Source organism: Chryseobacterium sp. MDT2-18 (genome assembly GCF_030815285.1).
GTDB classification, from domain to species: Bacteria; Bacteroidota; Bacteroidia; order Flavobacteriales; family Weeksellaceae; genus Kaistella; species Kaistella salivictor.
The window spans coordinates 22,932-38,328 of record NZ_JAUSWQ010000004.1; the positions used below are offsets into that span (position 1 = coordinate 22,932).

General features: G+C 36.2%; 16 protein-coding genes. 12 read left to right on the forward strand and 4 right to left on the reverse strand.

Annotated features, from left to right (window positions below; all coding sequences use genetic code 11):
• The first annotated feature begins 21 nt into the window (after nucleotides 1–21).
• The 5 genes from QF004_RS05355 to QF004_RS05375 all read left to right on the forward strand — a co-directional run bounded on the left by QF004_RS05355 (nucleotide 22) and on the right by QF004_RS05375 (nucleotide 4,783).
• Nucleotides 22–870, forward strand: coding sequence for an ABC transporter permease (locus QF004_RS05355; protein WP_307423650.1), 849 nt, complete (start codon nucleotides 22–24; stop codon nucleotides 868–870).
• 100 nt (nucleotides 871–970) lie between these two features.
• Nucleotides 971–2,197, forward strand: coding sequence for a polysaccharide ABC transporter ATP-binding protein (locus QF004_RS05360; RefSeq protein ID WP_307423652.1), 1,227 nt, complete (start codon nucleotides 971–973; stop codon nucleotides 2,195–2,197).
• A 12-nt stretch (nucleotides 2,198–2,209) separates the two neighbouring features.
• Nucleotides 2,210–3,043, forward strand: a complete 834-nt coding sequence (locus tag QF004_RS05365; protein ID WP_307423655.1) for an FkbM family methyltransferase — start codon at nucleotides 2,210–2,212, stop codon at nucleotides 3,041–3,043.
• Nucleotides 3,043–3,888: a glycosyltransferase gene (locus tag QF004_RS05370; protein WP_307423658.1), complete on the forward strand. Its 846-nt coding sequence runs from the start codon at nucleotides 3,043–3,045 to the stop codon at nucleotides 3,886–3,888. Before QF004_RS05365 ends, QF004_RS05370 begins: the two co-directional genes overlap by 1 nt.
• Complete coding sequence (locus QF004_RS05375; protein WP_307423662.1) at nucleotides 3,854–4,783, forward strand: glycosyltransferase family 2 protein; 930 nt, start codon at nucleotides 3,854–3,856, stop codon at nucleotides 4,781–4,783. Before QF004_RS05370 ends, QF004_RS05375 begins: the two co-directional genes overlap by 35 nt.
• On the opposite strand, the gene QF004_RS05380 is transcribed toward QF004_RS05375, so the two are convergent.
• On the reverse strand, nucleotides 4,758–5,627 hold the full coding sequence (locus QF004_RS05380) for a glycosyltransferase family A protein (RefSeq protein WP_307423665.1): 870 nt from the start codon (nucleotides 5,625–5,627) through the stop codon (nucleotides 4,758–4,760). The two genes, QF004_RS05375 and QF004_RS05380, sit on opposite strands and share 26 nt — an antisense overlap.
• 112 nt (nucleotides 5,628–5,739) lie before the next feature.
• On the opposite strand from QF004_RS05380, the gene QF004_RS05385 reads away from it, so the two are divergent.
• Complete coding sequence (locus QF004_RS05385; protein WP_307423668.1) at nucleotides 5,740–6,858, forward strand: glycosyltransferase; 1,119 nt, start codon at nucleotides 5,740–5,742, stop codon at nucleotides 6,856–6,858.
• 53 nt (nucleotides 6,859–6,911) lie between these two features.
• Here QF004_RS05385 and QF004_RS05390 read toward each other — a convergent pair whose 3' ends face one another.
• Entirely contained in the window at nucleotides 6,912–7,907 is a 996-nt protein-coding gene (locus QF004_RS05390; RefSeq protein ID WP_307423671.1) for a glycosyltransferase, read from the reverse strand.
• A 133-nt stretch (nucleotides 7,908–8,040) separates the two neighbouring features.
• On the opposite strand from QF004_RS05390, the gene QF004_RS05395 reads away from it, so the two are divergent.
• The 6 genes from QF004_RS05395 to QF004_RS05420 all read left to right on the forward strand — a co-directional run bounded on the left by QF004_RS05395 (nucleotide 8,041) and on the right by QF004_RS05420 (nucleotide 13,686).
• On the forward strand, nucleotides 8,041–8,862 hold the full coding sequence (locus QF004_RS05395) for a glycosyltransferase (protein WP_307423676.1): 822 nt from the start codon (nucleotides 8,041–8,043) through the stop codon (nucleotides 8,860–8,862).
• A 103-nt stretch (nucleotides 8,863–8,965) separates the two neighbouring features.
• A complete protein-coding gene (locus tag QF004_RS05400) occupies nucleotides 8,966–9,985 on the forward strand; it encodes a glycosyltransferase family 2 protein (RefSeq protein WP_307423677.1) in 1,020 nt (339 codons plus the stop codon).
• Between the two features lie 5 nt (nucleotides 9,986–9,990).
• Entirely contained in the window at nucleotides 9,991–11,130 is a 1,140-nt protein-coding gene (locus QF004_RS05405) for a glycosyltransferase (protein WP_307423680.1), read from the forward strand.
• Between the two features lie 241 nt (nucleotides 11,131–11,371).
• Nucleotides 11,372–11,932 carry an acyltransferase gene (locus QF004_RS05410; RefSeq protein ID WP_307423683.1) on the forward strand — a complete coding sequence of 187 codons (561 nt, stop codon included), beginning with the start codon at nucleotides 11,372–11,374 and terminating at the stop codon, nucleotides 11,930–11,932.
• 4 nt (nucleotides 11,933–11,936) lie between these two features.
• Nucleotides 11,937–13,109, forward strand: coding sequence for a glycosyltransferase (locus QF004_RS05415; RefSeq protein WP_307423686.1), 1,173 nt, complete (start codon nucleotides 11,937–11,939; stop codon nucleotides 13,107–13,109).
• 19 nt (nucleotides 13,110–13,128) lie between these two features.
• On the forward strand, nucleotides 13,129–13,686 hold the full coding sequence (locus QF004_RS05420; protein WP_133441043.1) for a serine acetyltransferase: 558 nt from the start codon (nucleotides 13,129–13,131) through the stop codon (nucleotides 13,684–13,686).
• A gap of 295 nt (nucleotides 13,687–13,981) precedes the next feature.
• On the opposite strand, the gene QF004_RS05425 is transcribed toward QF004_RS05420, so the two are convergent.
• Nucleotides 13,982–14,335 carry a hypothetical protein gene (locus QF004_RS05425; RefSeq protein WP_307423689.1) on the reverse strand — a complete coding sequence of 118 codons (354 nt, stop codon included), beginning with the start codon at nucleotides 14,333–14,335 and terminating at the stop codon, nucleotides 13,982–13,984.
• A 140-nt stretch (nucleotides 14,336–14,475) separates the two neighbouring features.
• Entirely contained in the window at nucleotides 14,476–15,357 is an 882-nt protein-coding gene (locus tag QF004_RS05430; protein ID WP_307423691.1) for an SDR family oxidoreductase, read from the reverse strand.
• Between the last annotated feature and the right edge of the window lie 40 nt (nucleotides 15,358–15,397).

Consider the following 15,397-nt stretch of genomic DNA (forward strand, 5'->3'; position numbering starts at 1 on the left):
ATAAAAATTTATCAAACACAAATGAGCGAAAATCAACAGCAATGGACGGAAACTATTGAATCCAGCCACTCTTTATTCGACCTGAAGCTTGCGGAAGTTTGGCGGTACAAAGATTTGGTATATATGTTTGTGAAAAGAGATTTCATCTCAAGTTTTAAGCAAACGGTTTTGGGACCGGTTTGGTTTTTCATCAATCCTATATTTACCACGGCTGTCTATTTAATCGTTTTCGGAAATATTGCCAATCTTTCTACCGATGGCGCTCCCAAAATTTTATTCTATCTGGCGGGAGTCACCCTTTGGAACTATTTTTCAGCCTGTTTAACGGGAACCTCCAATGTATTTACCGGCAACGCCGCCATCTTTGGCAAAGTGTATTTCCCCAGACTGGTGATGCCTTTATCGATTGTGATTTCAAACCTTATGCGTTTTGGGGTGCAGATGTTACTTTTTATCGGTGCATTTTTATATTTTTATTTTAAAGGGGAAGTTCACCCGAATATCTGGATTTTAGCGACGCCGTTTTTAATTGTACTAATGGCTGCATTTGCATTGGGAATGGGAATGATTTTTTCTTCTTTGACCACCAAATACCGGGATATACAAATGTTATTGAGTTTTGGCGTAAGTTTATTTATGTATGTGACTCCTGTAATTTATCCGCTTTCGGCCCTTCCTGAAAAATTGAGAACAATTGCTTATTACAATCCGCTTTCCGGGATTTTTGAATGTTTCAAATATGCCTGGTTAGGCGTAGGCGATTTCTCCGCGTGGATGCTGGTCATCAGTACCGTTATTATTTTTATTTTACTGGCAATCGGCACCGTTGTCTTTAATAAAGTCGAAAAAAGTTTTATGGATACGGTTTAAAAAACCAAGTAAAAAGTAAAAAAGCCAGTTAAAGATTGTGAGGAAAACACGTCAAAATTACATCAATAGTTTTTAAAGAAAATTTATTAAAGAACACAAGATGCTCGCATTAAAGGCAGAAAACATATCAAAACAATACCGGCTCGGACAGGTGGGAACGGGAACTTTATCCCACGATCTCAACCGTTTCTGGCATCAGATCCGTGGAAAAGAAGATCCCTATTTAAAAATCGGTGAAGCCAATGACCGTGCTTCCAAAGGAGAAAGCGATTATGTCTGGTCTTTGCGGGATATTAATTTTGAAATCGAACAAGGCGACGCCGTGGGAATTATTGGCCGAAACGGCGCAGGAAAATCAACTTTATTAAAGCTGTTAAGTAAAGTCACCAAACCGACGACAGGGAAAATTTATACCAACGGCAGAATTGCTTCTTTATTAGAAGTAGGCACAGGATTTCACCCGGAAATGACGGGCCGCGAAAACATTTATTTAAACGGCGCAATTCTGGGAATGACCCGAAAAGAGATTAGACGCAAATTTGATGAGATCGTAGATTTCTCCGGCGTTGAAAGATATATCGACACGCCTGTAAAAAGATATTCATCTGGAATGTATGTTCGTTTGGCGTTTGCCGTTGCCGCACATTTGGAATCTGAGATTTTAATTGTAGATGAAGTACTTGCAGTTGGTGATGCGGAATTCCAGAAAAAATGTTTGGGGAAAATGGGTGACGTAAGCAAAGGAGAAGGCCGAACGGTTTTGTTTGTGAGTCATGACCTCAACGCGGTTTCTCAAATCTGCAAAACCGGCATTTTACTAAATCAAGGTTTGGTTGAATACAAAGGAAATATAAGAGAAACGGTGACTACTTACCTTAATGCTGACAATGATGACGTTATCTATCTGAATAACAAAAACAATTCGGGCAAGAAAATGTTCATCAAAGAAATTCTGGTAACGAAGGACAATGGAGCGGTCAGCAAACAATATCTATACAATGAACCCATCCATTTTAAATTTCAGATCGGCATTAATGAAAATGTAACGAACTGCAGTTTTTTCGTTACGATACTGGACTCGAGAAAACGAAGGGTATTTTCCTGCGAGCGGGAATCTGTAAATGATTTAATGACGCTGACAATTGAACCGAATACTTTAGTGCGAGGAAAATATTCCATCCACGCATTTATTAACCAGCCGAAAATTGCTCAGCTCGATGTGGCGGAAGATGTTTGTAAATTTGTAGTCACCGATCCGGATTCCTATTTATCAAAACATGGTGAATATGATTATGGGGCGGTTTTCGGTAGATATTCCTGGAAATAAAAACCACAATTCATGATTAATTTATTAAAAAAAGTCTATCGTCTTAACAAAAGAGCTTTTAATGAATACAAAAGCAAGGACTTGTTGCACCCTAAGACAGGAATATCAGAGAGAGAGCGTAAGCGCCTGCAAAATTATCCTCCATTTACAGAAGGAAAAGTAAATCTTTTTGGAAAGCCGATTTATTTTACTGATGCCGCCGGATTTCTTCATTCCCTGGATGAAATTTTCGCAGACGAAATTTATAAATTCACTACGGATAGAGATGATCCATATATCATCGATTGTGGCGCAAACATGGGTCTCAGCATTTTATATTTCAAGAAATTGCACCCAAAATCCAAGATCATCGGTTTTGAACCAGACGAAAACACTTTTGACGTTCTTCAGAAAAACACACTTGAATATAGTGATTCTGTGAAAATACATAAGGAAGCTGTCTGGACTGAAAATACAGAACTGACTTTTTTTTCAGAAGGCTCACTCGCCGGCTCTACAGTGGTTGACTTTTCAAATAAAAATGACACTAAAAAAGTAAGGGCAATTGATTTCAAAAAGTATTTAGATCAAAAAATCGACTTTCTGAAAATTGATATTGAGGGAGCCGAAAACCAGTTAATTTTTGATATTAAAGACCATTTAGTCAATGTGAACAAACTGTTTTTAGAATATCATGGCATCATCGGTGAAACCCAAAATTTAGGAAATATACTAAACTTGCTAACTGATGAGGGTTTTGAATACTACATCCGTTTAGCGGGAGAAACGATTAATTATCCTTTTTGTGATGAGAAACCTGTGAGTTTCAATCAGCAGCTAAACATACTCTGTTACCGGAAAAAATAATGATTTCAATAATAATCTCTTCATACAGACCCAACTGCTTTAGCGATGTAGAAAAAAACATCGCAGCGACTTGCGGGGTTACCTATGAACTTATAAAGATTAATAATCCTGGGATTATGGGAACCTCCGAAGCATATAATAAAGGGGCTCTTGAAGCCAGATATGATATATTGCTTTTTATTCATGAGGATATTAAATTTATGACTCCCAATTGGGGCAGACTGCTTATAAACCATCATCTGCTAGAAAAAGCTGGAGTGATAGGATTAGCTGGTGGAATATACGTCCCTTCGGCACCTGGTGGATGGTTCACGGATAACGAACATGCATTGATCAATATAATACAGGGTGAAAAAGATGGCCCTAAAAAGAAGATACAGACGTTTTCTGAGGTTCAAAAAGCTTTTGCACTAGACGGAGTTTTCCTGAGTATTAAAAAACAAATCTTTGCACAATACAAATTTGATGAACATCTTAAAGGACATCATGGATATGACACAGAAATCACTCTTAGAATTGCAAAAAGATATTTCAATTATGTTATTTCTGATATTTCAATAGAACACTATTCCGCTGGAAAACCCGATTTGGAATGGAATAAAGCAAATATTTATATCCGAAAAAAATTAGGCTCAAATTTTCATAAGGAATCCAATGATGAACTTGAATTAACGTTATTCGTAAATTACCTCCATCAGTATTTTAGTCAAAATAGAATTAATCTAATTTCCATTTTAGAAACATTCCAATTTTTCCCGATCCGAACCAGTTTCAGAACAAAAAAGATTATTTTGAATAAATACTATAATTTTGTTAAGTTTCGAAATTCTTACCACCGTGAATAATTTAGCCATCATCATCCCTTTCTATAAGAAAAAGTATTTTGAAAAAACTTTGGATTCTTTGGTTAACCAGTCAGAGAGAAATTTCTCAGTATATATTGGGAATGATAACAGCCCGGATGATATAGAAGATTTATTAAGTGAGTACGCTGACCACTTAAATTTAAAATATGAAAAATTCAGTCAAAATTTAGGAGCAGATTATCTTACGCTCCAGTGGGATCGGTGCATTGCACTTTCCGATAAAGAAGAATGGATCATGATTCTGGGAGATGATGACGTTTTGGGTAGTAACGTAGTGGAAGAATTTTACAGTCATCTAGATCGTGTAGAAACTTCTAAAATTAAAGTCATCAGATACGCCTCTCAACTTATCGACGAAGCTGACAGAAAGACATCGGAAATCTATTACAATCCCGAATTGGAAAAGGCCGGAACATCTTATATCAGAACATTAAAAGGTAAAGGACGAAGCACTCTTTCCGAACATATTTTTGCGCGCTCCGCTTATGACAAACACGGTTTCAAACATTTTCCTGTCGCTTTTGGCAGTGACAATGTTGCCTGGCTGGAATTTCCCGATATGGAAAACATCTATAGCATTAATACCGCGGTCGTGAGCGTCCGGATTTCAAAAGAGCATCTATCTTCCCGTGAAGACAATGGTTTGAAGTATAAAAGAAGAGAGGGAATTTATCTCTTCAACCGCTATATTATCGAAAATTATGCTCTTTTTTTTACTAAAGAAGAGAAGTTTTTAATTCTTAAAAAAGCGTACAGAAATTTAAGATTTGCCACCCGTAATAAACTCAAAACTTTTGAATTTCTATTTTTCATGTTTAGAAAAATCGGTTGGAAGACGGTAGATATTATCAAAAACAACCGGTATAAAGATTAAGTTTTTTCATCAGTTTCCTTTTAAAAACTTTAAAAGTCCATTTCAGGGGTATTCCTTCCAGTTTTTCCCACCAGGGAATGTTTTTATTTTTCAAAGCGATATCCCAATAATTATTAGCCAACTCTTCCTTTTCCTCACAGGCCTTTGCTGCATTAAGTTTAGTGGTAAAAGAAAGCATCGCATATCTAGGGTTTTCCATTAATCTTTGATACAGATTCTGACTTAAACCGTCTTCCAGATATTCTCCAAAAGCCAAAATATAATCCGTAAAAAGAATATTATGGTTTTTAATAATCGGTATGAGCTGCACGCTTTCCTGACAAAATTTTTCATTCTCAAAAACAGGAAATGGAAATTTTTTAATGACCTCCATTTTCAAAACGTAAACCATTTCCCCGGCAAAACTCCATTTATAGCTATTATAGTGTGTCCACCGTTTGCTGCCAAATTCTTTATTTTCACCGACCCTATCTTCGGGCGCATGAATAAAAGTAAAGCCACCAAACTCTTTACCTTCTGCCTCCTCAGATAATTTCTGGCAAATTTCCAGGCAATTGCTGCTTACAAAATCATCGCTGTCAATGGGCAGATACCATTTTCCCAGTGCGTTTTGCAGGGCCGTATTAATTGCAATATGTTTTCCCTGATTCTTTTGTTTGATATAACGAACAGGAAAATCTGCGGCAGTAATAAAATGCGAAACCAACTCTTCCGTAGAGTCAGTTGAGCCATCATCAACAATCAGCCATTCAAAATTACGAACGGTTTGTTTCGATAAACTTTGAAAGAGACGGTCAAGTAAGTAACTTCGATTGTAAGTTGGGGTAAAAATAGTAAACAACATCTGTGTTTTATAATTGAACCAAAATTACATAATAATATTACAAATCATTAAAACTAACTCCAAAAAACACCATTATCCCTAAAAATTGTAACTTTCAGCATAATTTCCATTCATGAAGAAAAAAATACTTTTTGAAGTCGATATTAAAGACTGGGCTTTTTATTTTATGGTGAAATCATGGTCGTCAAAATTGGCCGGTGAATACGACTGTTATTATGTTTGTAATGACATTTACCGGATCAAAGAACTGCCGGAAATGAGCCGGATTAAGATTACTCTTCTGAATACCATTTCTAAAATCCGCTTTAAATTATACCGAACATTTTCTAATCAGAATAAAAAAGTTCAGTTTATCGATTCTTCCGGAAATTACTCTTTTCCAAAATATACAAAACCGCTCGTAACGCCTTTTAGTGACGAGACAAAAAAGGTTGAAATCTTAAATTTCGATTATCTGGTTTCGATGGCGTATTTTTTTCAGTACGTTGCAGAAATCCCATTTAAAGGCAGAAAAAATCTGATTGGGATTTTTAATGATTCCTTTCCTCATCTCGGACCCGAAAACGATTTAAAAACTAAAACTCACGTCAATTCTCTTTCCCGGGAAGCGTTTTTTAATAAATACTTAAAGTCGTACGATTTTCTTTTACTTGCCAATGACAATCTCATTCGCGCTTATCAGGAATATACTGAAAATTTAGAGTTCGCTCTGGGTATTTACAAAGAAGAATTTTTTGGCAGAACTAAAATTAAAAGTGAAGAATTTACGTTAGGCTGGACCGGAAATCCGCACCGGGTTGTAAAGGGTTTTTTTGAAGTCATCGAACCTGCCGTAAAAAAAGTTCTCGAAACCGGCAGAAAAGTTCGGTTAAAAACTTCTTTCAATGCATCTTACGAAGAAATGATCGAATTCTATAACGATGTGGATCTTGCCGTTATTGCATCGAGTGGCGATGGTGCTCCTACGATGTTTTGTGAAGCGAGTCTTTCAGATATTCCGTCCGTATCCACATTTATCGGACTGCCATCGATGGTGATCCAGGATAAAGTGAACGGCCTTTTTATCAATCGTGATATTGATGAAATGGCAAATGCAATTATTTACCTTTACGATAATCGGGATATTCTGGAAGGTTTTTCAAAAAGAATTAAAAAGGATTATCTGAACATAATGAGTAATGAGAAAAATATTGCCAAAATCAGAAAAGTGTTGCAGAAATTAGAAAGTTGAGAAGTGTTATTCATAAAAATGGACAAGAATATATTGCTAAATCTATTTTTAATCTATCGTTCATAACGCCATTTAAAAACCATAAATCCCAACTCAGTAGGAAGTTGATTGAACAAATTCAGTTTCTTCGAACTACTGGGATAGTCTGCTGATAAATAATCGCGCAAAGAAAGGCTTGAAAGCATTTTATAGTTCTTATAACTCTCTTTCCATAACTCTTTATTTTTCTGAGCTTTCCAATTCATTTGAAGCGTTAAGGATTTGTAATGAATCAAATACTTAAGGATTAAATTTTTCCTGGCTCTGTTGGTTTCTTTCTTATACTCATCATCGATGTACCGGCCGATGGTAAACCAATTATCAAAGTTTCGCTTATCGCGGTTATGGATTACAGACTTATCATGTAAATAATAAGTGTAGGTCGTATCCTTTTGAAAAGCTACTGAATTTAATTTTAAAGTGAGCTGAAAGGTCCAAAGTTCATCTTGCGCGAATAACCCGGGCACGAAGTAAATTTTTTCCTTCTGCAAATAACTTACACTAAACAGTTTATTTACCGCGGAACTCAAGATTTTTCCCTCAACAAATGCTTCAAATACCTGCTCGTTCCCGTCGATGGTTTCTAACTGATTTAACTGGCCCATACAGAAATGTTTATGACCCGTTTTAAACTGCTTACATTCGATTTGCGAAACGACCATTTCTGCTCCGGTACGTTCTCCAACCTCTACCAGTTTCATGATGCAATCAGGCGAGATGGTGTCATCACTGTCCAAAAAAAACAGATATTTGCCCTTTGCAGTATCAATACCTTTGTTTCTTACAACTGATAAACCCGAATTTCTTTCTAAGTGAATAATCTTCCATGTTTCAAGCTGGTGTTCTGCAATAAAATCCTCTGCAATCTGTACGCTGTTATCAGGAGTATTGTCATTGATCAAAGTCACTTCGATATCAGAGTAAGTCTGTGCCAGAACTGAATCCAGACATCCTTCCAGAAAATCGGCACAATTATAAAGCGGGATGGATATTGTGACTAAAGGATTCATCAATTTCATTTTTTCAAAAATACTTAATAATTCTTAAATTCATATCTTTGAAATACTGAAAAAAAGGAACGCAAATACAATACTGCTTCATTTTTTTTGAAATTGGCAGATATTCTATATTTAAAAACCAGCTATGTTATTCTCCATACTTGTAGCGCATTATAATAATTTTGAGTATTTCAAAGATTTCTATAAAAACGTTCTTTGTCAGACTTATCAGAATTTTGAAATCATCATTGTTGATGATCAATCCACCGATAATTCTTTAGAAAAGCTAAAGAAGTATACCGCTGAAGATCCGAGAGTGAAAATTTTCGAAAACGAAACCAATAAAGGGGTTGGCTTTACGAAAAGAAAATGTGTAGCAATGGCCAGTGGCGAAATATGCGGCTTTATAGATCCTGACGATGCGGTAACAGAAAACGCGCTGGAATTAAGTATTAAAAGTTACCTGGACAATCCCAAAATTGTAGGAACCTATTCACAAATTATGTTGTGCGATCACTTGCTTCGTCCACAAAGGGTGTATGCAAGAAGCAGAAAGGTGATCAATGGAAACCCACTTTTCTTTAACATAAATAATGAAATTTCCCATTTTTTCACTTTCCGCAAAGAATCTTACCTTAAAACGGATGGCATCAATCCAAATCTTACAGCTTCTGAAGATTTTGATCTGTATTTAAAAATGTACGAAGTTGGTGATTTGACTTATATTCCTAAACCCTTATATTTTTACAGATTACACGATAAAGGAATTTCCCAGGGCAAATCCAAAACGGAAAAAATTCACAAAAACTGGAATGAGATGTTGAAGGAGGCTTGTAAAAGAAGGAATATTACAAAAATTGGAAATATTATTTTAACAGAAAACACTGATTTATCAAAAATTATATTTGAAAAAGAAAACACATTTGCCGCTAAAGTGCAAAGAAAAATAACCGCCTTTTTACAGTGACCATTTTCATTTTAACTTAAATTAAATATCTACGTCCAGTATTGATTATTGCGTAAAAATGTACTTTTATTAATTATATTCGCCTAAATATTCATCATCACAAATGATAACCATCCTCATCAAATCCTTTAACCGCCCGTTTTATCTGGACCGTTGTTTAGCCAGCATTCATCGGTTTGTGAAGGGGAATTATAAAGTGAACATTCTGGATGATGGAACGCCCGAGAAATATTTGAATAAAATTAAAGAGAAATATCCCGAAGTAAACATCCAACGATCCGGGCAATACCATCAAAAAGTTAAGATAATTCAAGAAAATTTAGAAACCGGAAAAGAAATAGATGGTTTTCAGATTCCCACTCAATTGTGGATCGATGCCGTAAAAAATGCGACCGATTTCGTTTTGGTTACCGAAGATGATGTTTGGTTTACAAAGCCAGTTGATCTGGAAGAAATAACGACTCAGATGAAAACACATGAAACCGCTTTGGTAAAACTGGGCTGGCATGGAAATACTGATGCTTTTAAAAAACTGGATACATCGATGATATCAGAACATTTAAACCGCTCCTATCCGAAAAAACTATTCACGTCCAACCGCTGGGTGATGGACTTGTTCATGCACAATAAATTCAAATTTTTCTCCCTCCTGTATCGGTTAGGTTTAGTAGACCACTTTACCCAACAAAAATATTGGCAACTGAATTCTATTTTGATGGGAGTCTGGCAAAAAGACTATTGGTTATACGTTTGGAAAGACGTTCAAGGGAGAGTCGATGAGAAAATGCAGTTGCGAAATGCGGCGGTGTGGTTTCATGAAAATAAAAAGAACCTCAACATGGTTGCGACGAGCCGCGAAGAATGTATGAAAACAACCTTTCAATCATCGGCAACGAACTCTTACCACAAATCTGATTGTGATTTTGATGTCAATTACTTTAATCACTTAATAAACGAAGCCTGGCTTAATGAATCTTTTGATGTTATGCAAAATTTCCCGCAGGATTTCAGTTTAAGTTACTTTGAGAAATTTTTAGATAAAAAAATCAATCGAGAAGAATTTCGAAAGTGGGTTGCACAATTTAAAGATCTATACCGAAGCTTAGGGGCGACCGTAGACTAAACCGAATGGAACAGAATATACCTAAAAAGAAAATTTTATTTCGCCACCGTTCATTGGAGATGGGTGGAATCGAGAATGTATTGCTTGCCATTTTAAATCATCTGGATCAGTCAAAATATGAAATTACTTTATTGTTAAACTATAAACAGGGCGAATTTCTGGATAGAGTTCCTGAAGGAATTAGGGTTTTGAGTATTGGAAAAGGCACCCAAAATTTCTCTAAAAACACATCTATCTATCTATTACAAAAGAGTTTGCGAAGATTAAAATATTTTCGGTTTCAAAAAAACCCAAAGGCATTTTACAGAAAACATCAACTTTTAAATTTAGATTTTGAAGTAGCATTCAGTCATTATATGTTTGATGATATTTTGAACAGTCCGAATCTGAAAAGCAAAAAGATATTTTGGTTTCATGGTGATTTAAGAAATTCCGGTTTTACCGTTGAAGAAAACAACCGGTTCGTGCAGCAAATGGCGCAATTTGCTACAGGTGTTTTTGTTTCTCACTTTTCTAAAAACAGTATCGAAAAGACTTGGGGCGTTGTTTTAAATAATTCACAGGTCATTTATAATCTGATGCCAATAAATGAAATCCTGGAAAAATCACAGCAGACTCAACAGGATTTCGGTAAAATTGATTTCGTTTCTGTTGGTCGATTGTTTCATCAAAAAGGCTTTAAAGATTTACTATCGGCACACATTCGCCTCATAGAAGAAGGATATCCTATTAAAACTTTATTAATTGGTGAGGGGAATCAGCGGGCAGAGTTAGAAAAAATAATTCAAGATCATAACGTGGCAGATAGTTTTATTTTGGGTGGATATCAACAAAATCCCTATTTCTATATCAAAACAGCATTCTGTTTTATTTTACCTTCTTATAGTGAAGGATACGGCCTTGTAGTCGCAGAAGCACTGTTGCTCGACACCTACGTATTATCTACAAACGTAGGGGGAATTCCGGAAATTATAGCATCTGAGGATCACGGGGCATTATTTTTACCCGGACCTGAGAATGTTTACACCGCAATGAAAAAAGTTTTAAGTGAGAAAGAGTCTGTTGGTGGGAAAAGCAACTCTAAACAAAAAACAATCAAAAGAAATCAAAACACTTATGATCAATTAAATGATCTTTTTAAATAATCATAAGTTGCCTTATTCATCATACTTATCACGAATTACACGTTGAATGAGTTTGGTTTTTCCCGCAAATATCCTAAAGTTTTCAATTTTCTCATCAAAGAATTTTCGTATTAATATTTTCGGTGCCCATCTTGTAAAAATTCATAAAGCGTACATCTAAACTAATATTTTCTAAAATTTCCAAATTATATTATTCCCAAAAAAACGGAGTATATTTGCTATGGCAGCAAAAAACTAACAGATGAATTTACTCTACCGAATTATTCTAAAAGCTGAAGACATTTTTAAAAGACTTCGTGACAAAGCCTATATCGAAATCTGCAAATCCCGCGGATTGAAAGTCGGCAAAGACGTAATTTTTATCGAAGCTCCAAAATTCGGGTCAGAACCGTATTTAATAGAAATCGGTGACCGCACAAAAATTACTGCAAACTGTACTTTCATCAATCACGACGGCGCAATGTACGTGATCCGTTCCATGGAAAAATACCGGGATGCCCGAAATTTCGGCAGAATAAAAATTGGTAAAAACTGCTTTATTGGAAACAATTGCACGATTCTTCCCGGCGTTGAAATGGCCGACAATTGTATTTTGGGCGCCGGTTCAGTTTTGAATTCATCAACTCCACCGAACTCGGTTTTTGCTGGAGTTCCGGCAAAATTCATTTGCACTGTTGAAGAATACGGTGATAAAGCTTTGAAAAACAATTTGATTTATGCGAGAGAACTGGAAAATATCCGTCCAAATTTAGATGCTTATATTAAAGAAAATTTACCGCATACGTACAAACCAGTAAAATAATTCTGTGGCTGCAAAAAAGAAAATCCTCATCAGAATTGGCTCTCTCCGTCACGGGGGCGCAGAAAAAGTACTGGTGACTTTGCTGAAAAATCTACCGAAGGATCAATATGAAATCGATCTTTTATTAAATTTACATTCAGGAAAATATCTCGCCGAAGTCCCAAGCTGGATTACTGTTTTGTATCTGAACAAAGGAGAAATGATTACCACCAACCGACTTCAGGATTTACCGGTGAAAGCTTTTCGGGTTTTGTATCAAAAGGTTTTGAAAATGTTTCCTAAAATTTTTTACCAATTTATTTTAAAAGGGAAAAAATACGATATTGAGTTTGCAGCCATTCATGGAATGCGCGATGAGATTTTGAATTCTCCTTTAAAATCATCAAAGAAAATTATTTGGATTCATAATGATTTAAAGAAAACCGAATTCCATCACTATACCGATGAAGAAATCCGGAAGTTTTTCGGCTTCGATAAAATCATGGTCATTTCTGAAAAAATACAGCACGATTTCGGAAATTTAGCGGCGACAGAAAAAGAAAAACAGAAAATTGTCAGAATTTATAATCCTTTAGATACTGAAGAAATTTTGGTGAAGTCAAAAGCTGGAAGCTGGAAGCTGGAAGTTGGAAGTCGGAACTTGAAAGATGAAATTCCTGTTTTTATTTCGGTAGGAACCGTTTTTCCGCAGAAAGGATTTGACCGGTTGCTGAAAGTTCACAAACGGCTTTTGGATGAAGGTTTTAACCACAAAATCCTCATCCTCGGCGACGGTTATGATTTTGAAAACATCAAAAAACTAAAAGAAGAACTAGGCGTTTCTGAAACCGCTACTCTTTTGGGGTTTACTGATAATCCTTATCCTTATTTTAAAGCGGCTGATTATTATATTTTAAGCTCGAGATATGAAGGTTTCCCGACGGTTTTGTTTGAAGCCATTACTTTAAAAAAGAAAATTATTGCGACAGACGTTTCCGGTGTCCGGGAAATGCTGGAAGAAGGAAAACTGGGCTTAATCGTAGATAATTCGGAAGATGGAATTTATGACGGCATGAAAAAAGCACTTCAGAACCCTGAAGATTTTAAGGCGTATTCTGCACAACTGGAAAATTATGAAATGCCGTTCAACTTAGAAAATTCGGTCAATGCAATCATCAGAATTATGGATGAATTATAAATCTTTTATCTTTGTTCTAATGTCTGAAAAAACTACCCTTCAAAAAGATTTTTACCGGGAAAGCGGAAAATGGCTTTCTACATTTCAAATTTGGATGAAATGTTTCAGCCCCAATCTGCATTTTATTTATCTTTTGAGAACCACACAAAAATATCCAAAAAATACTTTTTTAGGGAAAATATGGCGTTTGATTTTGAGACATTATCAAATTAAATATGGCTTCCAGATCTATCCGGAAACCCAAATCGGCGAAGGATTATATCTTGGTCACTGGGGAACTTTGGTCATCAATCCGAAGGTGAAAATCGGCAAAAACTGCAATATTGCTCAAGGCGTTACGATTGCACAGGCGAACCGCGGTAAAAATGAAGGCGTCCCCGAAATTGGAAACGAAGTCTGGATCGGTCCAAATGCTGTGATTGTTGGGAACATCAAAATCGGCAATAATGTTCTGATTGCTCCGAACGCTTATGTAAATTTCGATGTACCAACAAACTCAGTTGTAATAGGAAATCCCGCCACTTTTTCAATGAAGGAAAACGCCACTTCCAACTATATTAATAACAAAATTTCCTAGAATTTTCACCACAAGTCATTAATGGTGACCAGACTGTCCGCTTGCAGAGCGGGTTTCTATACCATCATTTAGATAGAAATATGGTTTAAGTGCTTAAGTACAACTGTACTTTGGCGCGTCATTTTGTGTAGAGAAATTCAGAGAAACTACAACCGCCAGGGCAACTAGTGGTTTGAAAAGCTTAAGATTCATGTGAGTGATTTTGATAATAGGTTTAAAAAAAACCCAACATTGTTACAAATGATGGGTTTAACTTATCTATTCCTTTGCTAACTAACTGCATTTATTGCAGAACTTAAGGTGGCGACTGAATAGTCCCCATATGTTTAAACGCATTTCCTAAAACTGCCGCAATGATAACGGTTCCCACTACAACCGAACCTCCAACATATAAAGCAGCTGTTTTAGCAGCTGAAAACTTTCGTTTTTTCGGGTTGGTAAATTTGCTATTTGCGATGGTAAACTGTTTACTGTTTTTTAAAACAACCAGCGAATCCTGCCTAATTTCAATAAGCTGTATTTTACTAATTCTTTTATGTTCATCTGTTATCTTATAAATCCCTCCACTTTCTGTTGGTATATTCTGAAAATTACGGTAAGAATAACAACTCGAAAGGGCTAGCAACACAACAACCAGGATAATTGACATTCTCATAATCATTTGATTTAAAATTTATTTTCTTTATAAAAAGCCTTTAACCACAAATAACAATGTTAAAACTACACAAAAACAACTTAAAAAAGATATTTTATATGGTTATAAAACTTAAATTACCCTCCAAAACATTGCTAATTTGATTTCTTCGCTTTAATCATCGCCTCCAACATATCCCACATTTCCTGCGGAATTTCTTCGAGCATATTGAATTCTCCGGCTCCCTGCAACCATTCGCCACCATCGATGGTTACGACCTCTCCGTTCATATAAGCAGAATAATCTGAAACCAGATAGGCCGCCAGATTCGCTAATTCCTGATGCACTCCCACTCTTCTCAACGGAACCTTTTTGCGCATATCGAATTTTTCCTGCAAGTTTCCGGGTAGTAATCTATCCCAAGCGCCTTTGGTTGGAAATGGTCCCGGTGCAATAGCATTGAAACGGATTCCGTATTTGGCCCATTCTACCGCTAAACTTCTGGTCATAGCCAAAACCCCGGCTTTTGCACAAGCGGACGGAACAACGTAAGCAGAACCTGTCCACGCGTAAGTGGTGACAATATTTAAAACGGTTCCCGGGATTTTGTTATCGATCCAGTATTTTCCGATGGAAAGGGTGCAGTTTTTTGTTCCTTTTAAAACAATATCCAAAATGGAATCAAATGCGGAGTGCGTTAACCGTTCGGTAGGTGAAATAAAATTTCCGGCTGCATTGTTTAAAAGAATATCGATTTGCCCGAATTCTTTCACAGCAGCATCTTTCATGGCTTCAACCTCCTCCCAGTTTCTGACGTCACACGCCACACACAAAACTTTTCCGCCGGTTTCATCTTCAAGTTCTTTTGCCGTGGCCTGAAGTTTTTCTAAATTCCGGGAAGTGATTACTACCTTGGCTCCCAACTGAAGGAAATATTTGGTCATTGCTTTTCCAAGTCCGCTTCCGCCGCCGGTTACGACTGCTACTTTATCTTTTAATGCCCCTTCTTTGAGCATCGGCTGAGTGTATAAGTTCATAATTTTATTGTTTTTGTAAATTTAAGAGAATTTGCCGGAA